The 26,253-nt window shown below is 62.1% G+C and carries 23 protein-coding genes and 2 pseudogenes; 15 read left to right on the top strand and 10 right to left on the bottom strand.

Annotation, left to right across the window (positions count from 1 at the left end; translation table 11 throughout):
- Nucleotides 1-10: 10 nt before the first annotated feature.
- Nucleotides 11-1,201: a winged helix-turn-helix domain-containing protein gene (locus tag RLEG4DRAFT_RS37580; protein ID WP_003584675.1), complete on the bottom strand. Its 1,191-nt coding sequence runs from the start codon at nt 1,199-1,201 to the stop codon at nt 11-13.
- Between the two features lie 290 nt (nt 1,202-1,491).
- On the opposite strand from RLEG4DRAFT_RS37580, the gene RLEG4DRAFT_RS37575 reads away from it, so the two are divergent.
- From RLEG4DRAFT_RS37575 to RLEG4DRAFT_RS37565, 3 genes are read left to right on the top strand one after another with little or no spacing between them, the layout of a single operon-like run.
- The gene (locus RLEG4DRAFT_RS37575; RefSeq protein ID WP_003584672.1) at nt 1,492-2,166 is read left to right on the top strand and encodes an energy-coupling factor ABC transporter ATP-binding protein; all 675 of its coding nucleotides are present in this window, start codon (nt 1,492-1,494) and stop codon (nt 2,164-2,166) included.
- Complete coding sequence (locus RLEG4DRAFT_RS37570; protein ID WP_003584670.1) at nt 2,166-2,774, top strand: energy-coupling factor transporter transmembrane component T family protein; 609 nt, start codon at nt 2,166-2,168, stop codon at nt 2,772-2,774. The genes RLEG4DRAFT_RS37575 and RLEG4DRAFT_RS37570 overlap by 1 nt, the downstream gene beginning before the upstream one ends.
- Nucleotides 2,775-2,798: 24 nt before the next feature.
- Nucleotides 2,799-3,362: a biotin transporter BioY gene (locus RLEG4DRAFT_RS37565; RefSeq protein WP_003584669.1), complete on the top strand. Its 564-nt coding sequence runs from the start codon at nt 2,799-2,801 to the stop codon at nt 3,360-3,362.
- A gap of 638 nt (nt 3,363-4,000) precedes the next feature.
- Here RLEG4DRAFT_RS37565 and RLEG4DRAFT_RS37560 read toward each other — a convergent pair.
- Nucleotides 4,001-5,567 (bottom strand): annotated as a pseudogene (locus tag RLEG4DRAFT_RS37560) (methionine--tRNA ligase).
- Nucleotides 5,568-5,765: 198 nt separating this feature from the next.
- Nucleotides 5,766-6,653, bottom strand: coding sequence for a LysR substrate-binding domain-containing protein (locus RLEG4DRAFT_RS37555; RefSeq protein WP_003584665.1), 888 nt, complete (start codon nt 6,651-6,653; stop codon nt 5,766-5,768).
- Between the two features lie 192 nt (nt 6,654-6,845).
- Here RLEG4DRAFT_RS37555 and RLEG4DRAFT_RS37550 point away from each other — a divergent pair, with 192 nt between their 5' ends.
- Nucleotides 6,846-7,232, top strand: coding sequence for an ectoine synthase (locus tag RLEG4DRAFT_RS37550; protein WP_003584663.1), 387 nt, complete (start codon nt 6,846-6,848; stop codon nt 7,230-7,232).
- A gap of 126 nt (nt 7,233-7,358) precedes the next feature.
- Nucleotides 7,359-7,967 (top strand): 2'-5' RNA ligase family protein, encoded by a 609-nt coding sequence (locus tag RLEG4DRAFT_RS37545; protein ID WP_003584661.1) that lies wholly within the window; start codon nt 7,359-7,361, stop codon nt 7,965-7,967.
- On the opposite strand, the gene RLEG4DRAFT_RS37540 is transcribed toward RLEG4DRAFT_RS37545, so the two are convergent.
- Nucleotides 7,968-8,378, bottom strand: a complete 411-nt coding sequence (locus tag RLEG4DRAFT_RS37540; protein WP_003584659.1) for an acyl-CoA thioesterase — start codon at nt 8,376-8,378, stop codon at nt 7,968-7,970. It lies immediately after the preceding gene.
- 189 nt (nt 8,379-8,567) lie between these two features.
- Between RLEG4DRAFT_RS37540 and RLEG4DRAFT_RS37535 the strand changes: the two genes are divergently transcribed.
- The 4 genes from RLEG4DRAFT_RS37535 (at nt 8,568) to RLEG4DRAFT_RS37520 (ending at nt 11,691) form a co-directional block, all read left to right on the top strand.
- On the top strand, nt 8,568-9,503 hold the full coding sequence (locus RLEG4DRAFT_RS37535; RefSeq protein WP_003584657.1) for a histone deacetylase family protein: 936 nt from the start codon (nt 8,568-8,570) through the stop codon (nt 9,501-9,503).
- Between the two features lie 2 nt (nt 9,504-9,505).
- Complete coding sequence (locus RLEG4DRAFT_RS37530; RefSeq protein ID WP_003584656.1) at nt 9,506-9,757, top strand: exodeoxyribonuclease VII small subunit; 252 nt, start codon at nt 9,506-9,508, stop codon at nt 9,755-9,757.
- An 89-nt stretch (nt 9,758-9,846) separates the two neighbouring features.
- The gene (locus RLEG4DRAFT_RS37525; protein ID WP_003584654.1) at nt 9,847-10,614 is read left to right on the top strand and encodes an SDR family NAD(P)-dependent oxidoreductase; all 768 of its coding nucleotides are present in this window, start codon (nt 9,847-9,849) and stop codon (nt 10,612-10,614) included.
- A gap of 153 nt (nt 10,615-10,767) precedes the next feature.
- Nucleotides 10,768-11,691 (top strand): pirin family protein, encoded by a 924-nt coding sequence (locus tag RLEG4DRAFT_RS37520; RefSeq protein ID WP_003584652.1) that lies wholly within the window; start codon nt 10,768-10,770, stop codon nt 11,689-11,691.
- A 36-nt stretch (nt 11,692-11,727) separates the two neighbouring features.
- Here the strand turns inward: RLEG4DRAFT_RS37520 and RLEG4DRAFT_RS37515 are convergent, their stop codons facing one another.
- Nucleotides 11,728-13,707, bottom strand: coding sequence for a phospholipase D-like domain-containing protein (locus RLEG4DRAFT_RS37515; RefSeq protein ID WP_037095075.1), 1,980 nt, complete (start codon nt 13,705-13,707; stop codon nt 11,728-11,730).
- A 263-nt stretch (nt 13,708-13,970) separates the two neighbouring features.
- Between RLEG4DRAFT_RS37515 and dxs the strand changes: the two genes are divergently transcribed.
- Together dxs and RLEG4DRAFT_RS64535 are read left to right on the top strand one after the other, a co-directional pair.
- Entirely contained in the window at nt 13,971-15,887 is a 1,917-nt protein-coding gene (dxs, locus tag RLEG4DRAFT_RS37510; protein WP_003584650.1) for a 1-deoxy-D-xylulose-5-phosphate synthase, read from the top strand.
- A 6-nt stretch (nt 15,888-15,893) separates the two neighbouring features.
- Nucleotides 15,894-16,085 (top strand): annotated as a pseudogene (locus tag RLEG4DRAFT_RS64535) (hypothetical protein); the annotation flags it as partial.
- Between the two features lie 69 nt (nt 16,086-16,154).
- Here the strand turns inward: RLEG4DRAFT_RS64535 and RLEG4DRAFT_RS37505 are convergent.
- Nucleotides 16,155-18,095: a methyl-accepting chemotaxis protein gene (locus tag RLEG4DRAFT_RS37505; RefSeq protein WP_003584649.1), complete on the bottom strand. Its 1,941-nt coding sequence runs from the start codon at nt 18,093-18,095 to the stop codon at nt 16,155-16,157.
- A 231-nt stretch (nt 18,096-18,326) separates the two neighbouring features.
- Nucleotides 18,327-19,316: a DUF4424 domain-containing protein gene (locus RLEG4DRAFT_RS37500; RefSeq protein WP_003584648.1), complete on the bottom strand. Its 990-nt coding sequence runs from the start codon at nt 19,314-19,316 to the stop codon at nt 18,327-18,329.
- A gap of 132 nt (nt 19,317-19,448) precedes the next feature.
- On the opposite strand from RLEG4DRAFT_RS37500, the gene RLEG4DRAFT_RS37495 reads away from it, so the two are divergent.
- From RLEG4DRAFT_RS37495 to RLEG4DRAFT_RS37485, 3 genes are all read left to right on the top strand, one after another.
- Nucleotides 19,449-20,195 carry a TlyA family RNA methyltransferase gene (locus RLEG4DRAFT_RS37495; protein WP_003584647.1) on the top strand — a complete coding sequence of 249 codons (747 nt, stop codon included), beginning with the start codon at nt 19,449-19,451 and terminating at the stop codon, nt 20,193-20,195.
- Nucleotides 20,192-21,442 carry a class I SAM-dependent RNA methyltransferase gene (locus RLEG4DRAFT_RS37490; protein ID WP_003584646.1) on the top strand — a complete coding sequence of 417 codons (1,251 nt, stop codon included), beginning with the start codon at nt 20,192-20,194 and terminating at the stop codon, nt 21,440-21,442. Before RLEG4DRAFT_RS37495 ends, RLEG4DRAFT_RS37490 begins: the two co-directional genes overlap by 4 nt.
- 79 nt (nt 21,443-21,521) lie before the next feature.
- Nucleotides 21,522-22,526, top strand: a complete 1,005-nt coding sequence (locus tag RLEG4DRAFT_RS37485; protein WP_003584645.1) for an MBL fold metallo-hydrolase — start codon at nt 21,522-21,524, stop codon at nt 22,524-22,526.
- On the opposite strand, the gene RLEG4DRAFT_RS37480 is transcribed toward RLEG4DRAFT_RS37485, so the two are convergent.
- Nucleotides 22,523-22,816, bottom strand: a complete 294-nt coding sequence (locus tag RLEG4DRAFT_RS37480; RefSeq protein WP_003584644.1) for a DUF1330 domain-containing protein — start codon at nt 22,814-22,816, stop codon at nt 22,523-22,525. The two genes, RLEG4DRAFT_RS37485 and RLEG4DRAFT_RS37480, sit on opposite strands and share 4 nt — an antisense overlap.
- A 31-nt stretch (nt 22,817-22,847) precedes the next feature.
- Nucleotides 22,848-23,843, bottom strand: a complete 996-nt coding sequence (locus tag RLEG4DRAFT_RS37475; RefSeq protein WP_003584643.1) for a zinc-dependent alcohol dehydrogenase family protein — start codon at nt 23,841-23,843, stop codon at nt 22,848-22,850.
- Nucleotides 23,844-23,948: 105 nt separating this feature from the next.
- Between RLEG4DRAFT_RS37475 and RLEG4DRAFT_RS37470 the strand changes: the two genes are divergently transcribed.
- The gene (locus tag RLEG4DRAFT_RS37470; RefSeq protein WP_003584642.1) at nt 23,949-24,914 is read left to right on the top strand and encodes an AraC family transcriptional regulator; all 966 of its coding nucleotides are present in this window, start codon (nt 23,949-23,951) and stop codon (nt 24,912-24,914) included.
- 580 nt (nt 24,915-25,494) lie between these two features.
- On the opposite strand, the gene RLEG4DRAFT_RS37460 is transcribed toward RLEG4DRAFT_RS37470, so the two are convergent.
- Entirely contained in the window at nt 25,495-26,247 is a 753-nt protein-coding gene (locus tag RLEG4DRAFT_RS37460; protein WP_003584641.1) for a crotonase/enoyl-CoA hydratase family protein, read from the bottom strand.
- Between the last annotated feature and the right edge of the window lie 6 nt (nt 26,248-26,253).

Raw genomic sequence — 26,253 nt, 5'->3', positions numbered from 1 at the left:
CGGGCGAAAATCATTCTCGCCACCCATCGAGAAGCACGACTTTCTCGACGCCGGCAAAACGCGCCACCCGGTCCAGCTCCGCCTCCAGCCGCTCCAGCCGCCCGGCCGAAGCCTTCACACCCGGCTCCAGCCACAGCCGCTTGACGTCGAGTGTCGACTTCTTCCGGTCCGCCTTCATGTCGATGCGGCCGATCAGCTTGTCGCCTTCGAGCAGTGGGAAGACGTAGTAGCCATATTCGCGTTTCGGCTCCGGCACGAAGATCTCGATGCGATAGAAAAAGCCGAACAGGCGTTCGGTGCGGTTGCGGTCGCGGATCATCGGGTCGAAGGGACTGAGCACGCGGATGCGGGGCGGAGCGCCGGGGTAGCTGTCGAGCGTCGAGAGGAAATCGGCAAAAGCCCAGGATGGGCGCGGCTTGGCCCCGAGCGCCGGTTCGATCAGCACTTCGATCAGCTCGTCGCGATGGGCGGATACCCAGCCCTTGGCCTCATCGGGCGAGACGAGGCTCCAGAAGGCCGATATCTCGCCATGGGTGGCAAAGCCGAGGCGGGTCAGCGCACTGCGGCAGGCCCAGTCGACGAATTCCTCGCGGCTCACCTCCGGCTCGCGAAACTCGGCCGGGATGACGCGCTCGGTGAGATCATAGATCTTCTGGAAGTTCGAGCGGCCGGCGATGGCGAACTTGCCGGTGTGCCAGAAATATTCAAGCGCCGTCTTGTTCGGATGCCAGTTCCACCAGCCGCCGGAGACATGGCCGTCGGCCTTGATGTCGCGGGCGAGGATTGCGCCGTCGCGATGGACGCGCTCATAGGTTTCCTCGAAAGCCGTCTCGAAACCCTCGCCGCGCCATTTGCGCCAGCGTTCGATAATGACCTTCTCCTGATGACGGAACTTGTGCTTCCAGTAGACGAAGAAGGCGCTCGGCAGGATGGAGGCGTCGTGCGTCCAATGCTCGAACAGCGCGCCGTCCTTTTCGAGCAGCGCCGTCAGGTGCTCGCGCCGGTAAGTCTGGTTGCGGGAAAACAGGATCTGGTGATGCGCCCGCTCCACCGTCTGGATGCTGTCCACCTGGACGAAGCCCAGCTCGCGGATCAGCTGCAGCAGGCCCTCCTTGGTCAAGGCGCGGTTCGGCGGGGCGCTGAGGCCTTGCTTGGCGAGGAAGACCCGGCGGGCGTCGGAATTGGAAAGCAGATTCGTCATGGATGCATCATACCGCGGAAAATCTTCCTAGCCACCCGATATCGCTATCAGATATCGACAGCGAGATTTGCTCTTTGTAGAAGCACTGCTGTCAGGTTGGCGCCAATGGCTGCCCCTCACCCTAACCCTCTCCCCGCTCGCGGGGAGAGGGGACGTGCCTTGCGAGGCGTCGATGGGGACGGAGAGGTTGCGGCATATCCCCTTCTCCCCGCGCGCGGGGCGAAGGTGGCGGCAGCCGGATGAGGCGCCGGCGCCGGTAATCTCTTCCGGTAAAAATGCGAGGGGTGGATTTGGACATACAATTCGAAGGCGCCGGGGTCAGTTTCGGAACGCGGGTGGCGCTGCAGCCGCTGACGCTCGGCATCAGTGGCAAGCGCATCGGCGTCATCGGGCTGAACGGTTCGGGCAAGACCACCTTCGCGCGGCTGATCAACGGATTGTCCAAGCCGACGATCGGACGGGTCACCGTCAACGGCCGCGACACGGCCGACGACAAGACGGCGGTGGCCGATGTCGGCTTCATCTTCCAGTCGCCGCAAAACCAGATCATCCTGCCGATCGTCCGGGACGACATCGCCTTCGGGCTGAAGCGGCGCGGCTTCACCAAGGCGGAGATCGAGGCGAAGGTCGAGGACGTGCTTGCCCGCTTCGGCGCCGAGGCGCTCGCCGATCGTCGAGCGCACGAGCTTTCCGGCGGCGAGTTGCAGGTGGCCGCCCTCTGCTCGGTGCTGGCGACGGGGCCCGGTATTCTCATCCTCGACGAGCCGACCAACCAGCTCGACCTGAAGAACCGGGCGCTGGTCGAAGGGATTATCGCCGGGCTGCCGGAAAGCGCCATCGTCATCACCCACGATCTGGAGCTGATCTCCGGTTACGAACGGGTATTGCTGTTTCATGAAGGCCGGGTTGCCGCGGATGCGCCGGCGGCCGAAGCGATCGCCCACTACAGGGAGATCGCTGCCTGATGCAGTCGCTCTATGTCGAAGGCAACAGCGTGATGCACCGGCTTTCGCCGCGGCTAAAGCTGTTGTCGCTTGCAGCCTTCAGCATCGCGCTGTTCATCACCGGCAATCTCCTCCTGCTTTCGATCGCCATGCTGCTGGCGGCGGCCGTCTACCGCATGGTCGGCCTGCCGCTTCGCGATGGGCTCAGCCGGTTGCGGCCGATCTTCCTGACGATCGCGGTCGTGGCGCTCTTCAACCTGATTTTCCATCCCTGGCAGGAGGCGCTCGTACCGCTGCTGCGGCTGACGGCGCTGATGCTTTTTGCCGCCGCCGTGACGGCGACGACTTCGATCACCGCCTTCATCGACGAGGTGACGGCGCTTTCCCGGCCGCTCGAACGCACCGGCTGGGTGCGGGCCGACGACATCGGCCTGGCGCTTGGGCTGGTGCTGCGCTTCGTCCCGGAAATCGTCACGCGTTATCAGGCGATCCGCGAGGCGCACAGGGCCCGCGGGCTGAAGGTTCGGCCGACGACACTGCTTGCGCCGCTGATCATCCTGACGCTCAAGGATGCGGATAATATCGCCGCGGCAATTGACGCGCGCGGCATTCGGCGGCATGGAAGTTAACGATTGATAAACACGGAAGTCATGATGAGCACCCGCGACCTCGTTCTTACCGCCCTCTTTGCCGCGATCATCGTGGCGCTCGGCCTGCTGCCGCCAATCTCGCTCGGCTTCATTCCGGTGCCGATCACCGCGCAGTCGCTCGGCGTCATGATGGCCGGCGTCGTGCTTGGCGCGCGCCGCGGCGCCATCGCCGTGCTGATCGTGCTGTTGCTGGTCGCCATCGGCCTGCCGGTGCTCTCGGGCGGCCGCGGCGGGCTTGCCATCTTCGCCTCGCCAACAGCCGGCTTCCTGGTCGGCTGGATCTTTGCCGCCTTCGTCACCGGCTTTCTCAGCGAGCGACTGGTCAACGAGCAGCAATCCGGCCTCGTGCAGACGGTGAGCTTCTTCCTCACCGCCATGGCCGGCGGCATCGTCGTGCTCTATGCTTTCGGCATCACCTATCTCGCGACCGTCGCCGGTCTCGGCTTCACGAAGGCCTTTGTCGGCTCGATGGCCTTCATTCCGGGGGACGTGATCAAGGCTTTCGTCGCCGCCCTCGTCGGCCGCGCCGTCATGGTCGGCTATCCCCTGTTGCCGGCGCGCGCATAAGAGTCGGTACTCTATCGCAAATCCCATCAATGGCCGCCTTCGTCGAGGGCGGCCATTGTGCGTTGGCGGCGCCGTCGATGGCGATCGTCTCTCAACCTCCGTCGTTGCAGGTCGCGAGCCTCAATTCCTAGGTCTGCTGCCGATTCTCTGAAATTGGACCTAGGCGGCGGCGGCATATCGATAAAGTCGACCCCTCACCTGCAGCCCTTCCCCTCCAAGCTCCCGTCTCTGTCGTCTCAGCATGGCCTGGAAACCGGGCAACAAAAAACCGCCTCAAGGCGGTCGGGCATTCTATCGATTTCAGCTTATCTAATCTCCACCACCTCCGTCTCCACCCCCGCCGTCACAGCCGCCATGGGAGGTGTCGAACCCAACTCCACCGCCGTCGCCAGAGCTGCCCGACTTGTGCTTGCTGCTCATGATCATCAGGGCACAAAACAGGATGAAGCATGCGAAGAGCACACCATCCGAGAAAAATGTATCCAATCAGTATCCTTTCGTTTTGTTTCAGGAAATCTTGTTTCCTGATTAAAATAGTAGATTATTATTGCGAGACCGGCAATGGCCCCAATATGAAAGTTTCATGACACTCTCCTGCGCTGCTGACTTACAGCGCAGAATATTTTCTCTCGGGCCGCTTACGCACAGGCAACCGCTCTTTGCGGAAAGAGCACGGCTTGTGCAGCGGCTTTTAACCCCACTCACGATCATGGGATCCCGATAGAGGCGAGGAGACGCTATTCCCAGCCTGGAATGCAGCTTTGCAGCCGAGCCCGGCAGGAACGGCAGGAGGCAGCGGGCAACGATCGCAAGGCCGAAGACCTGCTCGGCCAGGCAAGCGCCAAGACGTTCGGCGGTCGCTTTGCGATCCTCCGGAGCGGCATCGCCAAGCAGCGCTTTCGCATCCGCCCATGGTGCGCGTTTTGTAAACCGCCGGTTCGCCTCGCCGATAAACTCGAAAATATCGGTAAGGCCGACATGGAGTTCGTAGGCGTCGAAAGCCTCCGCCACCTTCCCAGGAAGCCGGAGAGCCTGCTGCACGAATTCGGTGTCCGGCACGGCCGGTACGATGCCGCCGAACGACCGATCTAAAAGGGCAAGCACCCGGTTGGCGAGATTTCCGAGCTGGCCTGCGAGTTCGTCCGACCATGCGGCTTCGAGACGCTCGGCCGAGAAGTCGCCATCGTCGCCCGACCGTATGTGCCGGAGCAGGTAATAACGCAGCGCGTCCGGCGTTCCGTAGGTGTCGATGATGCCTTCCGGGTCGATGCCGTTGCCGGCCGACTTGCCGATCTTCCTGCCGTCGACCGTGACGTAACCGTGCACGAGCAGCGACGATGGCGGCGGCAGGCCGGCGGACAGCAGGATGGCCGGCCAATAGATGGCGTGGAACTTGGAGATGCCCTTGCCGACGACGTGGATGCGTTCTCCACCGTGCCAATAAGGCTGCACGAGCGCTTCATCGGCCCCGTGGCCAAGGCCTGTGAGATAGTTCGCCAGGGCATCGAACCAGACGTAGACGACTTCGCCTCCATCGGCGCCATCGCTATCGGGAACGGCAACGCCCCAGCCTCGCGCCCGTTCGGCACTGCGCGAGACGCTGATGTCGGTCAGCCCGCGCCGCAGCAGGGCAAGGACTTCATTGCGCCGATGGGCGGGGACGATGCGAAATTCACCGGTCTCGATCAGTTCGAGCAGCCTGCCGCCATATCGGGAGAGACGGAAGAACCAGTTCTCCTCGCGGACGATCTCAAGAGCAATCCCATGTTCCGGGCAGCGCCCGTCATCGAGTTCCGACGGCTCGTAGAACTGTTCGCAGCCGACGCAATAGAGGCCCTCATAGGCCTTGCGATAGAGATCGCCGTTTTCAGCGCAGGCCCGCCATAAGGCGTGGACGCAGGCGACATGCCTTGGATCGCGGGAGGTGTGGACGAATTCCTCGTTGGAGATATCGAGCCGGCGGCCAAGGCGCTCGAACCTGTCGGCATTGGCATTGACGAAGTCCCTCACCTGCAATCCCGCGGCTTCGGCAGCCCTGACATTCTTCAGGCTGTTGTCGTCGGTTCCACACTGGAACCTGAGGTCATGGCCGAGAAGCCTGAAATGGCGGGCGTAAGCATCGGCCTGGACGAGTTCGAGGGCGAAGCCCACATGCGGCGCGGCATTGACATAGGGGATCGAGGTGGTGAGGTAGATCTTGTTCATCGGCGTTTCCTTTCGAAGGCTGTTGTTGCCCGCGAGACGGATCGCCCATGAAAAGACCGCCTCGAGGGCGGTCGCTGGTGCATGTGGACGCACGAAACCCGCCACGCTATGAGCGCGGCATCATCATCACGAAAGTGCTGATCAGGGTGTTGTCCATGCCATTTTCTAGCATGAAGGGCGGTTTTGAACAAGCGCGCTTCAATGATCGGCGGCACCGGATCGGCATTCCCTAATGAACCATTCGGTAAAACGACGCACCGGCCTTTTCGCCCAGGAGCTGGTAATCAGGTAATATCCCTGGGTCTCTGCCGTCGAGATGTCCGAAAGCACGACGAGGTCGCCGCGCTCGATCTCTCGCCGAAACACTTCGACGGGGCATAATGCGACGCCATGCCCGGCTATCACCGCCGTGGCAAGCATGTTGAAATCCTGAAATATCGGCCCGCGAACCGGCTCGGGCGCCTTTATATCAGTCCTTCGGAACCATTCTTTCCAGCCGTCCGCGGATTCGTCGTGCAGCAGGTCGGCCGCTGCAAAGGCAACGCTGTCGACAGTCCAATTCCGCTTGGCCAGATAATGAACGCTGGCCACCGGCTGGTTGCGGCGGGAGAAAAGCAGGCGGCTCTCCCGTCCCCCAGACAGGTCTTCGCCCATGGTAATCAGAACATCCAGGCTTTCGTCATCGAAGCGCTCTTCCGCTTTTGCATAGACGATCCTGACGTCGAGGTCGGGATCGCTCTCGCGGAAAGACGGGAGCGCGGGAACCAGCCAGCGCGAGGCGATCGAAGGAATGCATCCGACGGTGATCGAACGCATATTGTGGTCTCGGCGCATATTGCCCGTTGCGTGGGCGATGGCTGCCAACGAGCCCGTGACGGCCAGGTAATATTCGCTGCCCGCCGGGGTCAGCGCAACGCCGCGCCCGGATTTTTGCAGCAGCTTGCGGCCCAGCCACGCCTCCAGATGTTTGAGCTGATGACTGATCGCCGCGTGCGTCACATGCAGTTCGTCTCCGGCCTTCGACAGGCTCATCAGCCGGGCAGTCGCTTCGAAAGCTCTCAAGGCGTTCAGTGGCGGCAGTTGCATATGTTGGAATTCCTCACATGATCGACAGGCCTCATTATCCGCTGTTCTTTCCCCAAACTCGTCTCGCGTCGATTTATATATGTAACTTATCCTAACAGATTTCTCAATATTGATCATTTGAAGCAGGGGTGGATTTCAGTGCCTAATGGATCATGGAGATCAAAAAAATCTCCGTCATTCCGGAGAAAACACATGTTTGTGAGAAGTCTAAAAGAAGTGGAAGAGACCGAGCGCTTCGTCGATTGGGGCAATGGCACGAGCCATCGCCTGCTGACGAACGATGACGGGATGGGATTTACGGTCTGCCACACTGTCGTTCGCGCCAACACGCAAGCGCTGCTGCAGTACCGCAACCACCTGGAGGCCTGCTACTGCATCGAAGGAGAAGGCGAGGTCGAGGATATGGACGGCAATGTCTTTCCCATCCGCGTCGGCGACATCTACGTGCTCGATAAACATGACCGCCACTATTTGCGGGGCGGCAAGGACAAGGACCTCATTCTGGTCAGCGTCTTCAATCCACCCCTGAAGGGGACCGAACGTCACGATCTGAACAACAGAAGCGGTTCCGAATACTGAGCCGGGCGACCGATCTCCGACCGGTTCCTGCCATCCTTGGCGAACGGTTTGGCGATGTGATAGCAAGTATCGGAATTGCACGCTCTCTGTGCGGCGTGCCCAGGTTTGGTGGAAGGGCCTGCTGCCGTGATCCGCACGAAGATCGACACGCTGTGGTTCAAGCGCTGTTGCGCCTTTCACCTGCAATTTCTTCCCGATCGCGAGGCGCTGTCAAAGCTCTCCGCCTTGCAAGCCAGTGTCGAGCGAGACAGCGCCGCATCCCTCTCACGCGTACCGGCCACCAGCCTGCATATGACGGTCGTCACCCTGGTCAACGCCGCGGCCCAATTCAGCATTCCGAAAGAAGAGGTCTGGAAGCGGAACGGCGAAAGATGGAAGGAGATCGTCGAAAGACTGATCGACGAGACCCCGCCATTTGACCTCCATTTTCACGAGGTGGCGGCTTCGGAAGCTGCTATCTTCGTAAAAGCCGAGGAGCCGGCGGAATTGCGCAGGCTTCGCTTCGCCATTTCACAGGCCATCTGCTTCGAACAGTGGCGTCCAACCCCGCCCCGCATAGCGCATATGACACTGTTCAGGTTTTTCGCTGAAGAGCCGGTGCCAGCGGTAAGCTTCGACGTGGGTTGTTTACCCATCGGAGTGCGGGCTGGATCCCTCACCCTGCTGGAAGAGCGGGCCTATCCAAACGTCGAGATCAATATACTCAGCGAACCGCTGCTCTGCGGCCAATCGTGATCACGGGCTGTAATCCAGAAAACCGTAGAGCCAGTCCCGCGTCTCCTCCGGCAAAGACACCGGCTGCTGATCTTCCCCCGCGCGGGCCTGCCAGATGATCTCCACCTCGGCGGCGCGCTCCTCGCCGGTGTCGATCGAGACGATGAAGCCGATCGAGCGGACGCCGATCTTGTCGACGGCGGCGGTAAAGATGGCCGGCTCGTCGTAATGCAGCGGGCGATGGAGGATGCAGGAAATCTTGGTGGCGCTGTATTTCGGCTCGTCCTCCACTTCGGGCCGCGATGACCAGAAGCTCGCAATGACGGACTCGGCGTAGGAAATATAGGAGCCCAGAAACATCTGGCCGGTCATATCGACATCGCGAAACGGCACGTGTATTTCCGCCACCCCAGGGCGTTTCGACTGGTTCATCAACAACTCTGCCTACAAAATTCCCCGTCATCGACAGTAGCGACGGCGTTCGCCGAAGTAAACGCCGCAAATGACAGGAATTGCAATGCGGCGGACGGTCGGACGGTGCGGCGACCGCGCTTGTTGAAATCATCCGGCGATGCCCCATCTGCTGTGGAACATGACATAAGCGACCGATAGAGTGTCTCCATGAGCACCCGTCTTTATGAACATCCGATCTTCCTGGAACATGTGACGCCCGCCGGCCACCCGGAGCGATCGGACAGGATCCGCGCCATCAACGTCGCGCTGGAACATCCGAATTTCGAGCGGCTGGACCGCCGGCAGGCGCCGCAAGCGAGCGAGGATGCCGTGCTGCTGGCGCATCCGGAGGAACATCTTACCGCCGTCATGCGGGAGATTCCCGAGGAAGAGGATCGCATCAACCAGCTGGAAGCCGATACCTATGCCAGCGTCAAAAGCCTGCAGGCGGCACTGACCGGCATCGGCGGGGCGATGGCGGCGGTGGATGACGTCTTTTCCGGCGCCGCCGACAACGTCTTTGTCGCCGCGCGGCCGCCGGGGCATCATGCCGAAAAGATGACGGCGATGGGCTTCTGCTTCTTCAACAATGCGGCGATCGCCGCCCGCCATGCGCAAAAGAGACATGGCGCCGAGCGCGTCGCCATTATCGATTGGGACGTGCACCACGGCAACGGCACCCAGGATATCTTCTGGGACGATCCCTCGGTGCTGTTCTGCTCGACGCATCAGATGCCGCTCTATCCCGGCAGCGGCGCCAAGGACGAGAAGGGCAAACACAACACCATCGTCAATGCGCCGCTTTCGCCGAATGTCGGCAGCGACCATTTTCGCGAGGCGTTCAAATCGCGGGTACTGCCCGCCGTTGCCGATTTCCGGCCGGATCTCATCATCATCTCGGCCGGTTTCGACGCCCATCACCGCGACCCGCTGGCGCAGATCAACCTGACCGGCGAAGATTTCGACTGGGCGACCGGACGCGTGCTCGAACTGGCCGACCGGCACGCCAAGAACCGGGTCGTCAGCCTGCTCGAAGGCGGTTATGATCTGGAAGGCCTCGCCGAATCGGCGGGCATGCATATTCTGCGAATGATGAAGGGTTGAGAATGACTGACAGCGCTAAGCCCGAGGTGTCGGGCCTTTCCTTCGAAAAGGCGGTCGCCGAACTCGAAAGCATCGTCGCCCGGCTGGAACGCGGCGACGTGGCGCTGGATGAATCCATCGAGATCTATGAACGCGGCGAAACGCTGAAGAAACATTGCGAGACGCTGCTTTCGGCCGCCGAAAACCGCATCGAGAAGATCCGGCTCGACCGCGCCGGCAAGCCGCAGGGCGTCGAGCCGCTCGACGGGGCCTGAAGCCCAGACGAAACTCCCCCTTGAAGATACTTGGCGATCCGCTTGTGGCCGATCTATGATCCCCTTCCAGAATCTTGAGGGGACAAGCAATGACGGACAGATTGAAGGGCAAGATCGCCATTATCTCGGGCGGTGCGACCGGCATGGGCGGCGCCGCCTCGAAGCTGTTTGCGGCGGAAGGCGCGCGGGTGGCGATCATCGACCGCAATGGTCAGGCAGCCGCCGAAACCGTCAAGCAGATCCGCGACGCCGGTGGCGAGGCCGAGTGCTGGGTGGCCGATGTCTCCGATGAAACAGCCGTCAATGCCGCCGTCGCCGGCGTCGAGGAACGTTACGGCGCCGTCACCGTGCTCTTCAACCATGCCGGCACCATCGTCATCAAACCCTTCCTGGAAACGACGCTTCAGGAATGGGACTGGCTGCACGCCGTCAATGTGCGTTCGATGTTCCTGATGACCAAGGCTGTGCTGCCGAAGATGATTGCGGCGGGCGGCGGATCGATCGTCTGCACCTCGTCGATCTCGGCGGTCGCCGCCACGCCGATGGAAGTGCTCTACGACACAACCAAGGGTGCCGTGCATATGTTTGCCCGTGCCATCGCGGTCGAATTCCGCGATCGCAATATCCGCTGCAACGCCGTCTGCCCCGGCTTCATTCGCACGCCGCATGGCCTGCGCGAGGTGGCCGACCTGCAGGCGCTCGGCGTCGACGTCTCCGATGCCGCCATCGCTGCCCAGCAGGGGCGGATCGGCGAGCCCGAAGACGTTGCCCGGGCCGCCCTTTACCTCGCCAGCGACGAATCGAACTTCGTCAACGGCGCCCACCTTTTCGTCGATAACGGCTTCACGGCCATCTGAGATTGGGGATGCGTAGCCTGTCCAATTGGACGCGTGGCGCTGCAGGCACTATTTGTGGTCAATATCCTGCTGCATGATGTCGCAATTCAAAGTGCTGCAGCCTCCTATGCGCGTCTGGAATGAGGCGCTGCACTACAGCGATCGGAGATCCCCATGTCCTTCTTTCCCGGTAAAGATCCCCTGCCCGGCGATGCCTTCGCCTGTGATGCGATCGAAAACCTGATCATTCCGCGCACCAGCGATATCGGCGGTTTCCAGGTGCGGCGTGCGCTGCCGACAAGGCAGCGGCGGCTCGTCGGGCCGTTCATCTTCTTCGACCGCATGGGGCCGGCGATCCTGAAGCCCAACGAGGCGCTGGACGTCAAGCCGCATCCGCATATCGGCCTGTCGACGGTCACCTATCTCTTCGACGGCGAGATCCGCCATCGCGACAGCCTCGGCACCGAAAAGGTCATTCGTCCCGGCGATATCAATCTGATGACGGCAGGCCGCGGCATCGTGCATTCCGAGCGCACGCCTGAGAATTTACGCGGCCATCCGCTGCTGATGTCGGGGCTGCAGACCTGGCTGGCACTGCCCGACGACAAGGAGGAGATCGATCCCTGCTTTACCCATACGGAAAAGACCGAGATGCCGCTGATCGAAACGCCAGGCGTGCGCGGGCGTGTGGTTATCGGCTCGTTCGAAGGCATGACGTCGCCCGTCGGGGTTTTCTCCGACACGCTCTATGTTGATCTCAGCTTGCAGCCGGGCGCCAAATTTCCCTTCGGCGCGGCACATGAAGAACGCGCCGTCTATGTGCTTTCGGGCGAGGTCGTCATCTCAGGCGACCGCTTCGCCGCCGACCAGCTGCTGGTCTTCCGGCCGGGCGATCCGATCACGCTCGAAGCCGGCAGCGATGGCTGTCACCTGATGCTGTTCGGCGGCGCGGCGCTGAATTCGAAACGTTATATCTGGTGGAATTTCGTTTCCTCCTCGAAGGAGCGGATCGAACAGGCCAAGGAGGAATGGCGCACCGGCCGCTTCGATATCGTTCCCGGCGACGAAGAGGAGTTCGTGCCTTTGCCGGAAGGCTGACGGCAGCGGTGCGCCGCCGGCAGCCTCTCCCGGAATTCAGCCTGCCGCGAAATACCGCGTCAGCGCACCCTTGGTGCGGTTCACATAGCCGTCCTGCCAGCTGTCGTCGACGTTGAGAAAGCCCGACCAGCCCTTTTTGCCCTGCCGCTTCAGCTCCGCCTCGACGGCGCGGAAGCGGTAGTGATCATAGACATCGAGGATGTGGACGGCATAGGCCTCGGCGAGCGCGCGGTCGCCTTTGACGATCAGCATATTTTCGTCATTGCCGTAAGAGGCCTTGAAGCCGAGATTGTGGCTGCCGAGAACGACGACGCAATCGTCCGACAGGGGATCGATCACCAGCACCTTGTCGTGAATGATGGCGCCGACCTTCTTGGCCGTCAGTTCCTCGGCGCCGAAATCCGCCAGCAGTTGGCGGTCGTCGATGCGCGAGGCGCGGACGATCGAGACGTTGGCCTCCTCGAAAGTATGGGGCGAGACAGCCTCGGTGTCATCGTCCTCGTCGTCGAGATCGTTCTTCTTGCCGGCGACATAATTGGGCATGGCCTGGGCGCTTGAAACGGCGCCGGTCACGATCAGCTTCTGATCCTTGAGGCCAATATCGATCGCCTGGCCGACGATGCAATCCCTACCCGACTGGCCGGGATAGAAGGCGAGGAACAGCACGGCGTGCTCGGCACGGCGCATCAGCCGGTAGACTTCACGCAGGTCGGGCGGCGTCGCCTTGCCCTTTTTGCGGCTCTGCATGTTGGGTGAGAACCATGCTTCGATTGAAGCGCCATTGTCGGTGGGCACTATGGACGGCGTCTCGTTTGAATGGCGGAACGCCTTGCTCTGCTGGTTGTCGGGCATGCCGTCATCGAATTCGACGGGCGCTTCCAGCGTCGCATTGTCTTCCAGCATCCGCTCCCAATAGGCGACATAGACCGAGGCAATCTCATCGTTGCGAACGATCAACGCGTTGTTGGATTGGCCGGCGAGCCCCGTCGCCGTCCAGTTGGTGCTGCCGGTGAACACGCTGCGGTCGGCGCCGTCGGACGGTAGATGCACGACGAATTTGTTGTGGCCGATCTGGCTCGAATTGTTGAACATCCGGTGATGAATCTCGACGCCGGCATCGATCAGCGCCTGGCGAGCGTCATGATTGCGCACATCCCAGGCGTCTCCGACCTTTCCCGTATTGGCGAGGATGACGCGCAACTTGTCCTTGTTGGCAAGCAGCAGGTCGAGCAGTTCCTTATCCTCCAGCTCGTAAAGCGCGACGAGGAAGCGGCCGGGCGCATTCATGAATTCCTTCAGCATCGGAATGACATCGCCGGCAAGATATTTACGGATGCCGTTTTCCGGATTGGAAATCATGTCGATCAGCTCGTTCGGCTGCTTCACACCGTCTTCCAGCAGGACGTTTCGCAACCACTGCGCGGCGAGAATCCCATTGGTGAAGGTGGACTCGAACTGGCCACGCTTGCGCGTCACATGCACCGGATTGGAGGCGACCGCCGGCCCGAGATATCCGAGCGGCCGCGGCGGACCCTCATAGGCCTTGACCGCGATCTTCTCGTAGGCGCCGTCAAGCTTCTTGATCGGCTTGCCGTGTTCGTCGCGCTTGTTGATCTCGACGAGCTGAGGCGTCGGATCGGGGGCGGCCGGCATGCCCGGCTTCAGATCGCCGAGCGGACGGATCTCGTAACGCACCCGGACCTCGTCCGGCCGCCGTTTCATTTCGTTGCGCCGCTTGCGCAGCGTCAGATCGCGCCAGGAAAGCTTCTGCACCGGCCAGAGCGACGTCGTTTGCGGCAGCCAATGCGGATTGCGTTGTCCCTTGAAGGCGACCCAGGCGGCGCAAGTGACACGGTCCTCGCTGCCATCGGGTCTTTTCGACACGTTTCCCTGGTCGTCGAGATAGACGCGGACGACTTCGAAGCCAAGGCATCCATCGATCTTGTCGTCGATGTCCCAGGCCACATAGGCGACCTCGTTGTTGACATAAGCATGCGCAGCAACAATCGTTCCCATGACCTGATCCCCCAGCCAGCGCGGCAACATTGCTACCATTCCGTGTCATATTCAAGCTGCTCGCTGGCTCTCGCCCGTATGAGTTCCCGGGCAAACCGGGCGAGTGCAACTCACAGAAATAGAAAGTGATATCGTCCGAAAGCGCTCACACTTTTTTCCGCCATGCTCTAAGGTGAAAACCTTCGGTTCCTGAAATGCACTTGTTTTGCCCCGATCTAATCGAATAAAGCGAAACAAGGAAAAGCAAGAAAGAGCGCCCGCCCGTGACACAACTGCCGAAGACCCCCCTGCTCGACCAGGTCATTTACCCCGCCGACCTGCGCAAGCTCGAGGATCGCGACCTGCCGCAGCTGGCCCGCGAGGTTCGGGACGAAATGATCGATGCGGTGTCGCGCACCGGCGGTCATCTCGGCGCCGGTCTCGGCGTCGTCGAGCTGACGATCGCCATCCACAGCGTCTTCGACACGCCCGATGATCGGCTGATCTTCGATGTCGGCCATCAATGTTATCCGCACAAGATCCTCACCGGCCGGCGTGATCGCATCCGGACGCTGCGCCAGGAAGACGGGCTTTCCGGCTTCACCCGCCGGGCCGAAAGCGAATACGATCCCTTCGGCGCGGCGCATTCCTCGACCTCGATCTCGGCCGGCCTCGGCATGGCGATTGCCGCCGATCTCGACAAGAACGACCGGCGCGTCATCGCCGTGATCGGCGACGGGGCGATGTCGGCCGGCATGGCCTATGAGGCGCTGAACAATGCGGGTGCGCTCGATGCGCGCCTCATCGTCATCCTCAACGACAACGACATGTCGATCGCCCCGCCGACAGGCGCAATGAGCGCCTATCTCGCCCGCCTCGCTTCAGGTCGCACCTATATGGGCTTCCGTGACTTCGGCAAGAAACTGACGGCCTATCTCGGCAAGAATATCGACCGGGCGATCACCCGCGCCGTCGAACATGCACGCGGCTACGTCACCGGCGGGACCATGTTCGAGGAAATGGGCTTCTATCATATCGGGCCGATCGACGGGCATTCCTTCGACCATCTGCTGCCGGTGCTGCGCAATGTGCGCGACAATGGCCGCGGACCGGTGCTGATCCATGTCGTCACCCAGAAGGGCAAGGGCTATCCGCCGGCCGAAGCCGCAGCCGACAAATATCACGGCGTCAACAAGTTCGACGTTATCACCGGCGCCCAGGCGCGGGTGAAGCCGAATGCGCCGAGCTATACCAGCGTCTTTGCCGAAGCGCTGGTGCAGGAAGCCACCCTCGACGACAAGATCGTCGGCATCACCGCCGCCATGCCCAATGGTACCGGCCTCGACAAGCTCGCCGAGGCCTTTCCGTCACGCTGTTTCGATGTCGGCATCGCCGAGCAGCATGCCGTGACCTTCGCCGCCGGCTTGGCCGCGGAAGGCTACAAGCCGTTCGCAGCCCTCTATTCCACCTTCCTGCAGCGCGCCTACGATCAGGTCGTGCATGATGTGGCGATCCAGGGACTGCCGGTGCGTTTTCCGATCGACCGCGCCGGCTTCGTCGGCGCCGACGGCCCGACGCATGCCGGCTCCTTCGACACCGCCTTCCTCACCACCCTGCCCGGCTTCGTGGTGATGGCGGCGGCCGACGAGGCTGAACTCAAGCACATGGTGCGCACCGCCGTCGCCTATGATGGCGGGCCGATCTCGTTCCGCTATCCCCGTGGCGAGGGTGTCGGCGTCGACATGCCGGTGCGCGGCGAAATCCTGCAGATCGGCAGGGGCCGCATCGTCAAGGAAGGCACCAAGGTAGCGCTGCTCTCCTTCGGCACACGGCTTGCCGATTGTCTGCTGGCCGCCGAGGACCTCGACGCCGCCGGGCTGTCGACGACGGTTGCCGATGCGCGTTTCGCCAAACCGCTCGATCACGATCTGATCCGCCAGCTCGCCCGCCACCACGAAATGGTAATTACCGTCGAGGAAGGTTCGGTCGGCGGCTTCGGCAGCCAGGTGATGCAATATCTCTCAAGCGAAGGCCTGCTCGACAACGGGCTGAAGATCCGCTCGCTGGTGATGCCCGACATCTGGATGGAACAGGCCAAGCCCGAAGCGATGAACGCCCATGCCGGGCTTGATCGCGCCGGGATCGTGTCGACGGTGTTCCGGGCGCTGGGGCGTGGGGTTGCAGTTGGGGTGGCGGTGTAAAGATTATTGAGGGCGTGTCGTGTGGCCCCCTCATCCGACCCTTCGGGTCACCCGCGAGGTTGAGCCACGGGTCTCAACCCGTCCTTCGGACCCCCGCTGGGGAGAAGGGACTTGCGGCAACGTCTCGATTCCCTCTTCTCCCCTCGGGGAGAAGGTGCCCGTCGGGCGGATGAGGGGGCCGCCGGGACAACGATCATAACATCATGAAAAAGGGCGGCACCGCTGCGCCGCCCTCCGCATTTAACATCCCTTCCGAAAGCTGCGCCCTCAGAACTCCGTCCAATCCTCCTGAACCGCAACCGCGGCACTTGCCTGCCTTCCGCCGAAGGCCTTGGTGACCTTGCTGGCGAGCGCGCGGGCGGGAGAAGCGACCGGGCGGGCGTTGGCGACGGCGGCGCGCGGTGCTGCGGCATCCGGCCTCGTCTGGCCGAGCTTGAACTGGTGCAGCAATTCGTCCAGCGCGTTTGCCTCCTGGGCGAGCGCATGGCTTGCCGCGGTCTGCTCCTCGACCATGGCGGCATTCTGCTGGGTGCCCTGGTCCATGTTGTTGACGGCGGTGTTGATCTCCTGCAGGCCGATCGACTGTTCACGGGTGGCGGTGACGATCGCGTTGACGTGGTGGTTGATCTCCTGCACCTCGGCGACGATGGCCTCAAGCGCCTTGCCGGTCTCGCCGACGAGGGAGACGCCGGCAACGACCTGTTCGCCCGACGTGGTGATCAGCGCCTTGATCTCCTTGGCCGCCTTGGCCGAACGCTGGGCGAGCTCGCGCACTTCCTGGGCAACGACGGCAAAGCCCTTGCCGGCATCGCCGGCGCGGGCAGCTTCGACGCCGGCGTTCAGAGCCAGAAGGTTGGTCTGGAAGGCGATGTCGTCGATGACGCCGATGATGTTGGAGATCTCGCCCGAAGACTTTTCGATCTGCTGCATGGCGGCGACCGCCTTGCGGACGACTTCGCCGGATTTTTCGGCGCCGAGGCGGGTGCGCTCGACGAGATTGCCGGCATCCTCGGCGCGCTTGGCGCTGTCGCGGACGGTCGTCGTTACCTCTTCGAGCGCTGCGGCGGTCTGTTCGACGGCGGCAGCCTGCTGCTCGGTGCGGTGGGCAAGATCGTCGGCAGCGGAGCGGATTTCGCCGGCGCCGGCATTGATCGCCGAAGCGTTGCGGCCGACCGACTGCAGGGCTGCCTGCAGCTTTTCGACAGCATGGTTGAAGTCATTGCGCAGGCTGTCATATTGCGGCGCGAACGGCGTCTGGATACGACCGGCCATATCGCCATTGGCAAGCTCGGCAAGGCCGCCGGCAAGCGCGTCGACGGCAAAGCGGATTTCGCCTTCCTCGCGGGCCTTCTGCTCGTCGCCCGCACGGCGCTGACGCTCGGCGTCGTCACGCATGCGGTCGGTTTCGCCGGCAAGGCGGAGCTTCTCGATCGCCGCCTGCTTGAAGACCAGCACCGATTGAGCCATGCGGCCGACTTCGTCACCACGGTCAGTCGCCGGGACCTCGATATCGTTCTGACCGCCGGCGAGGCGATCCATGGCTCCCGTCATGCCGACGATCGGGCGGACGATAGTGCGCGACATCAGCCAGGCGAGGACGGCGGCGGCAAGCGAGGCGAGGATACCGCCGGCCAGCAGCGTCGTCTTCAGGTCGCTGTTGGCATCGGCGCGGATTTCAGCGAGCGCTTCCGACTTTTCGCGGGCGCTGGCCTTGATCTTGGCCGAGGCCTGGCGGAAGCCGTCGAGCTGGCCCTTGGTGGCGTTGACGCCGATCTTGACGACCTCCTCGATCGGCATGTCGGTTTCTTTGCGCGCCTTGGTCTGCGGCTCGGCCAGTTCATGGAAATAGAGGTCGGCGGCCTTCTGCATGCCGTCGATCATCTCGACCAGTTGCGGCTCGCCGGCGGCCGTCTGCTTGGCGGCGGCAATCGCCTTCAGCATGCGCTCGCGATTGGCGAAGACATCGCCATAGGTGCTGTCGCTGCGGAAAAGGATGAAGCCGCGCAAATTGACGGCCTGCTCGAGCATTGCCTGCAGCGCATCGTCAATCTGGTTGACGAGCAGCTCGGACTTTTCCTGCTCGGCAGAAGCGGCCGCCGACGCCGTCGCCTTGGAATAGACGAAGGCGGAAACGGCGACGAAAATAAGAATGAGGGCTGCGAACGTGGCCGCAAGCTTTCCGTTCAAGGATATGTTTTTGGCGGACATCGGTGAACTCCTGACGACAGTCGACGCGGCGAAGGCGGATCGCGCGTGAGGCGCAACCGCAGGGATGTTTGAAACTGAGAACATGATCGGCGTTGAAACGCTTGCGCCGTCATGGCGCCGAGCGGTCCGGACGAACCGCTGCAATCGGGGCGAAGCTATGCGGGCGAGCTTTAGATTTGTTTAAATTGTGCGCCGCAGCAGCGGCCCAGACCATGATTAAAGCTGCTTAAATTAAGGCTTCGGTTCCGCTTCCGGGGGATTGAGGATCAGGATGTCGAAATCCTTGGCGGGATCGAAATCCTCGGCCGTCATCCGAAAGGTGGTCGGGCCGATCTTCTCGACATTGCTGCCGCAGAAGCTGATGAGACTGCCGGGCTTACCCTTGTCGATTGTCAGCTGGAAGCGCTTGATCGGTCCCGCCCAGTTGGCGCCGGTCGACAGCACATAGGAGATCCAGCTTTCGGTAGAGTTGGCGCCGCCGGCTTCGGCCTCCCCCGCACGCTGCTGCGCCACCCTGACGAAGTCTGAATCCAGGCAGTATTTGCGGGAATATTCCTCGAAGCGCTCACCCTTCGCCTGGCCGTTTTCGAGAAAGCTGATGGCGACGGTGCCGCCGACGGCCGGCTGGTAGCGGTGTTCGACGTTCACCTTCTTCTTCGCCGGAAAGGTGGTGCGCCACCAATAGGTCGAGCGCAACGTCCAGAGCGGCACAAGATCGGCATCTGTCATCGCATAGATCAGGCCGCGGGCGATCCAGTCTTTTCGGACGGGCTCGGGAAGCTTGGCAAGCGCTTCTGTCGTCTTCTGGCTGTAGGGCAGGACCGGGATGGCGTATTTGGCCAACTCGTCGGTCACGTCGATGCCGAGCGAAACGACCCGCTGCTGCAGTTTGGCGGTGATCGGCCTGCCATCCTGCACGGTGGAAAAATGCAGGAAATTGTCGCTGTCATAATCCGATATGGCGGAATTGTTGTCCACCTGACCCGATATGTCGGGCATCGGAAAGGCGACCAGGCTTTCGACATCCTTGTCCGAGCTATTCTCAAAGACATAATCCACCCGCACTTGCGAAGCGGAGATGAAGAGATCCTCTTCGACCATGCTGACATCATCGGATTGGGCAAAGATCAGCCCACCGGTCTTGACCTCGGCCATGGTGTCGTTCGCCAGCGCCGGCGATGCGATCCCTGCCGCGACAAGAAGAGTGAAGAGCTTCAGCATAAAACACCCCCATGTCTGCGGCCCGCCCCGTCATCGCCGCGGCAGGATTATCGCCGAAAGCTTTCGAGGGTCAATGATGCTGTCTGGAACAAAACGCTTGCAACCGGCGGCTTTGCCGGTCATTCACAGCCGATGTCCGAACAAAACAGCCAACGCCTCGACCAACTTCTCGTCTCCCGCGGCCTTTTCGCCAGCCGCTCGCGGGCCCGCGACGCCGTGCAACGCGGCACCGTCCGGATCGCCGGCCAGGTGGTGACCAAAGCCGGCGCAGTCTTCGGCGACGACGCCGATATCGAGATCGACGACCCGGCGCAGGACTATGTCTCGCGCGCCGCTCTGAAGCTTGCAGCAGCGCTCGACCATTTCCGGCTCGATCCCGCCGGTCATCACTGTCTCGATATCGGCGCCTCCACCGGCGGGTTCACCGAGGTGCTGCTGCAGCGCGGTGCTGCGCATGTCACGGCGATCGATGTCGGCCATGGGCAGATGCATCCGCGCATATCCGGCGATCCTCGCGTGACCAACCGGGAAGGCCTCAACGCCCGCAATCTGACGGCCGACGATATCGGCGAGCCCGCCACCTTCATCGTCTCCGACGTCTCCTTCATCTCGCTGAAGCTGGCGCTGGCGCCGGCTCTTGAGATCGCGGAGCCGGGCGCCGTCGCCGTGCTGTTGGTCAAGCCGCAGTTCGAGGCGGGGCGCGAAGCGATCGGCAAGGGCGGGCTGTTGAAAGACCCCTCCTCGGCGCCCGCCGTCGCGGCGGGGCTCGCGCGCTGGTTCACCGAGGACATGGGCTGGAACAGCCTCGGCCTCATCCCTTCCCCGATTTCCGGCGGCGACGGCAATCAGGAATTCCTTCTGGCAGGATTGAAACCGTGAGCACCGAAACCTTCACCATCGATAAGCTCGGCGCCCAGGGCGACGGCATTGCCGGCAGCGCCGGCGGACCGGTTTATGTGCCGTTTTCTCTGCCCGGCGAAACCGTGGCGATCGCCCGCGTCAAAAGCCAGGGCACGATCATGTCGATCACCACGCCCTCGCCCGACCGGCAGGAGCCGCCCTGCCGGCATTTCGGCCCGGACGGTCTCAACGGCACCTGCGGCGGCTGCACGCTGCAGCATATGGCAGATCTGCCCTACCGCGCCTTCAAGCGCCAGCTGGTCATCGATGCGCTGCGATCCAAGGGGCTGACGCCCGACGTCGGCGAGATCGTGCCGGCCCGTCCGGGTGAACGCCGGCGCGTGGTGTTTGCGGCGCGCAAGACCGAGAAGGACATGCTAATCGGCTTCAACCAGGCCGAAAGCCACCACATCGTCGCGATCGAGGAATGTCCGATCTCGTCTGCGGGCATCGTTGCCCGGCTGCCGGCGATCCGGGCGATTGCCGCGGCACTGGCGACCAATGCCGAACCCTTCCGCGTCTCCGTGCTCGAAACGCTGTCCGGCCTCGACATAGCGGTCGACGAGGTGAAGAAACTGTCCGACCCGCAGCGGCGCAAGGCGGTCGAAACCGTGCTTGGCCTGCGCGGCATCGCCCGTGTTTCGCTGAACGGCGAAATCCTCATCGAGCCGTCGAAACCGCTGGTCGACTTCGGCGGCGTCCAGGTTTCGCCGCCGCCCGGCGGCTTTACCCAGGCGACCAAGCCGGCGGAAGAGGCAATGGCAGAGCTGGTGCTGGCCCATGCCGGCAAGGCCAAGCGCATTGCCGATCTCTTTGCCGGCGCCGGCACGTTTTCGCTGCAGCTGGCGCGGATCGGCCGCGTGCATGCGGTCGAAGCCGAGGCAAAGGCGCTCGCAGCCCTCGACCACGCCGCCCGCAACACGCCCGGACTGAAGCCGGTCAGCGTCGAAAAACGCGATCTCTTCCGCCGTCCGCTGATGACGCAGGAGTTCAAGCCCTATGACGCGGTCGTCTTCGACCCGCCGCGCGCCGGCGCCGAGTTCCAGTGCAAGGAGCTTGCCCGCTCAAGCGTGAAGAAGATCGCGGCCGTCAGCTGCAATCCGCTGACGCTGGCGCGCGATCTGGCGATCCTCGTCGAGGGCGGCTACCGGATCACCGGGGTGACGCCGATCGACCAGTTCCTCTGGACCTCGCATGTCGAGGTGGTGGCGACGCTGGAGAAATAGGCGGGCCGTCCGCCGCCTTACCCGCCGTCAGTGCCGAGGGACCGGCCTAAAACCACCAGGCGGAGGAACCCGATTGCGAATGTGCAAGACCAGAAGACGCAATCCTTATTATGACGGCCCGGTGTCCGATCACTTCGACGGCACGCATTTCTTCAATCCCGAAGGTATCGAGCCCCTTGGTTTCCGCGATTTGCTGCGATGGCAATTCGGCGGCGGCCGTGAGCGTTGGCCGAAATCGGTCCCAAGTCCGTATGCGGCGGCCAAACCCGATGCACGTGTTGACGGTGCAGATCTGCGGGTGACCATGGTTGGCCATGCAACAATGCTCGTCCAGGTCGCCGGGCTCAATATCCTGACCGACCCGGTATGGTCGGAGCGCGTCAGCCCCTTTACTTTTGCCGGGCCCAAGCGCGTCGTCCAACCGGGCATCGCCTTCGATGATCTGCCGCCAATCGATCTCGTGCTGATCTCGCACAATCACTATGATCATCTCGATATCGCGACCCTCAACCGGTTGCAGGCGAAACATCGGCCGCGCATCGTGACGCCACTCGGCAATGACACGATCATCCGCCGCGCCGTGCCCGATCTAGAGACGATAACGATGGATTGGGGCGAACGCATCTCGCATGCCGGAATCAGCATTGATGCGGAGCCCGCGCATCATTGGTCCGCTCGCGGCACGGCCGATCGCCGGATGGCACTCTGGGCGTCGTTCGTCTTGTCGACTCCGGCCGGAAAGATTTATCACGTTGGAGATACCGGCTTTCACTACGGCATCCATTACAAAGCGGCACAGCAGAAGCACGGCGGCTTTCGCCTGGCGCTTTTACCCTTCGGCGCATATGAGCCGCGATGGTTCATGAAAGGCCAGCACCAGAATCCGCGGGAGGCGGTGATCGGGATGACGCTGGCAAATGCGGCCTATGTGGCGGGGCACCACTTCGCGACGTTCCAACTGACAGACGAGGCGGTCGACGCACCGGCACGAGCATTGCAAGACGCGATGCGCGAGCATGACATTCCCCCGGAACGGTTCCGGCCGCTGAGGGCCGGCGAGGTCTTCGACGTGCCGGCAGTCTAGCTAGTCGACCCGTCGATGATGAACGACCGATAGTCCGCGCCGAGAAACCGGTGTCTTACGGCAGCCTGGTATTCGGGACTGTCATAGAAGGCACGTGCCGCCTCCATTGTGGGAAAGCTGGCCATGACCACCCCTTCAGGAGCAGCCCCCTCCAGAGCATCGAGAGGGCCGTAGGCCGCAAGCACGGTCGCTCCCGATTTTCCTAGCAGTGGCGTTACCAACTCCGCATATGTCTGCAGTTCAGCGGCATCGCGGCTGCGTTCTCGAATGAAAATCGCATAAGCGGTCATATTCAATCTCCTTGAGAGTTCAAAGGCCCGGTCAGTTGCGAATGACGACCTTTCCGAAGACATTTCGGCTCGCGAGGCGCTCGTAGGCCGAAAGTGCGTCCTCGAACGCAAAGGCGCTGTCAATCACCGGGCGGATCTGATGGGCCGCAACGGCGCGGTTCATTTCCTCCAGATCGCTGCGATTGCCGACGCTGATGACCTTGTAGGTCGCCTGGCTGAAGAACAGTTTCATGATATCGATCGCTTCGCCTTCCATGCCGAGCGCGCCGACGATGGAGACCTGGCCACCTTCGCGGATAGAGCGGACGGACTGGGCGATGGTTGCCGGTCCGCCGACCTCGACGATACGGTCGGCACCCAGGCCACCCGTCAGATCACGCACCGCCCGATGCCACTCCGGGGTCTCGCGGTAGTTAATGAGCGCATCCGCACCGAGCGCCGTCAGCTTCTCGAACTTGTCGCTGGACGACGTCGTGGCGATGACACGTGCGCCCAATGCCTTTGCGAACTGGATTGCGAAGATCGAAACACCACCAGTTCCGAGCGTCAGAACCGTATCGCCAGGAACCACACCCGATACCGCCGACCACGCCGTCAGTGCCGCGCATGGCAACGTTGATGCCTCCTCGAAGGTCAGATGATCAGGAATGGACGTCAAGGCCTCCGCGCTTATTAGAATGTATTCCGTGAGCCAGCCATCCTGCTCCTTCTGGTATTGCTCGCGATACGCGGGGATGCGTCCGCCGAACCAGCTCGTAAAGAAGCTGCTCAAGACGCGATCGCCAACGGCAAACCGCCGGACCCCGTGGCCGACAGCTTCGATAATGCCTGCGCCATCGGACAAGGGTACGTGGTTCTCCACGATGCCGAAGGGATAGTGACCTTGGGCAATAATGATGTCGCGGAAGTTCAGCGAACTGGCTTTGACGCGAACCAACAACTGACCGGCACCAACCTCGGGAAGAGCTTCCTCACGGACCTTCAGAGTGCCCATGTCGCCCAGCTGCGTGTGGCGGTAAACTTTCATCTTCAGCTCCATGCTTGACTATGGCGCCCATCTAGCATTGGCTGATCGGATGAATAATGCCGCGCAGTCCGCTATTTATATCCGATCGTCCAATCCGGAGCTGTCATGAACCCGTTCGATGAGATCATTCACCAGATGAAGGTCGAGACATCGCTTTACGCCCGTCTTGATCTGGGTGCGCCGTGGGGCATCCGGTTCCACACCGGCGAGCATGCTCGACTGGTAGTCATATCCGGGAGCAACTGTTGGCTGCGATGGGAGGGGATTGCCGATCCGGTCCGACTGGAGACCGGCACTTGCATGATCGTCCAGCCGCACGTCACCTTCGATCTGTCGGACCTGCCCGATCAGAGCGTGATCGCATGTGAAACACTGGTAGCATCGGAAACGGACGGCGCCGTTGCCCATGGCGGAAGCGGCTTGCAAACCGAGATCGCTTCCGCTCGCCTTTCGTTTGATGCGGTCGCGGCCGAACCTCTGTTCCGCTCGATACCCGCTCTGGTTCACTTCCCACTAAACGAAACACATGCCGCCCTGATCAGGGCGACCCTCGATCTCATCGGCATGGAAACCAAGGCTGGGGAGCATGGTTCGGGGTTTGTGGTTGATCGCCTGGTCAACACGCTTTTCGTGCAGGCGCTACGTGCGCTGTGTAACAACAATACCGGTAAGACAGGCTGCTGGCTGGCGGGCTTGGGAGATCGGCGATTGGCGCGCACGATCCACGCGGTCCACTCTGACCTAGCCCGCCGCTGGACGGTCGAAGATATGGCGCAGCAGGCCGGACTTTCGCGTTCAAGCTTTGCGGCACTCTTCAAGTCGGTGGTCGGCGAAGCGCCGCTGGATTACCTCACGGGATGGCGTGTTTATCGAGTCAAGCTGCTGCTGACGGCGACGGACGAGAGCCTGCTTCGCATCGCCAACCTGGTTGGCTATGACAACGACCTGTCGTTGAGCCGCGTATTTAAACGAAGAGAAGGCCTTGCTCCCGGGAGATGGCGGCAGATAATGAAACAGAAAGGCACAGTTCAGCCAGAATTGACGCTCAGTTCCGAATTGGAAGTCGCGTGATCACATGACCCTGTTTCGCAAGGTTCCACAGGTAGCCGAGCAAAAATGAGCCGAACCGGCGACGTTGCTCATTTGGATCCAGGAAGGGTCTGACGCAAAGTCTAAAACCGCCCAACTTCCGTACCGGAGTGTCTCTAGTGCGAACGTGACGCGGCTGAAGGCTGGTACCAATAATAGGCGTGATAGCTGGCAAAAGGCGGACACCAACGCCGATCAGCCGGCCGTCAGAAGCAGCTTGAGCAACGGAGCCTTCCATACGAACGCCAGCCCCCCGTCGAGAGCCGCCTGTAAGATCAGGTCATCATCATTGAAGGCACGTTGTCCCTCGACGCGAACGCGAACTTCGCAACTGTCCTTTTTCAGGTTTGGGTCTGTTCCCCCACACTTATTTTCATGCGCTCCGAGAACGAAGGGCGTCACCGCAATGATATGGCTTCGATGAATGTCGACAGCTAGGGCACGTCGCGTCCGACCCGGTTTAGAGCAATTCCAGGAAAAGTGCGAAGCGGTTTTCCGTCCGGAATTGCGTAAAAACAAAAGCTTAGAGCGGTTCCGCGCTTCCGCGAAAAGCTGAACCGCTCTAACGCCGCATGAACGCCTCGAAAGCCGCCCGGGCCTCGGCGCTTTTCAGACGGGCGGAGAAATGGCGGGCCTCTTCGTCGATGCGGGCGATGATTTCGTCCCTGTCGCCGCGGATGAGATCGCGGGCGATGCGCAGCGCCTCCGGCGGTTTGGCGGCAAGCCGGGCGGCGGTCGCCAGCGTTACGACATCGACCTCGCCGGGTTCGACCACCTTCCAGATGAGACCGGCGTCCTTGGCCTCGGCGGCCGAGAAGGCCTCTCCCGCCGCCAGCAGGGCGAAGGCGCGCTGGTGGCCCATCAGGCGCGGCGCGACCAGGCTGGAGCCCGCCTCCGGCACCAGCGCCAGATCGACGAAGGGGGTGCGGAACTGGCTGCGGCTCGAGGCGATCGTCAGGTCGCAATGGAGGTGGATCGTCGTGCCGATGCCGATCGCCAGGCCGTCGACGCCCGAGACCACCGGCTTTTCAGCCTTCACCAGCGCATAGAGGAAATCGAGGATCTCCTGAATAAAGCCGCCGCCCATCGCGGCGGCGAGAAAATCATTCATGTCGTTGCCAGCGGAAAAGCAGCCTTCGGTGCCGAGCAAGGCGGTGGCGCGGATGGCGGGATCGGCATTGGCCGCATTCAGCGCCTCGGTCATCGCGCCATACATGGCGCGGGTGATGGCGTTCTTCTTTTCCGGTCGATTGAAGCGGATGATCTGGACACCCGGATAGGCGGAAGGCTGCTCGACGATGATGTGATCGGTCATTGGATG

The sequence above is a fragment of the Rhizobium leguminosarum bv. trifolii WSM2297 genome (assembly GCF_000271845.1).
Note: the sequence above shows the minus strand (reverse complement) of the source record. Positions and strands in the feature narration are given on the sequence as shown.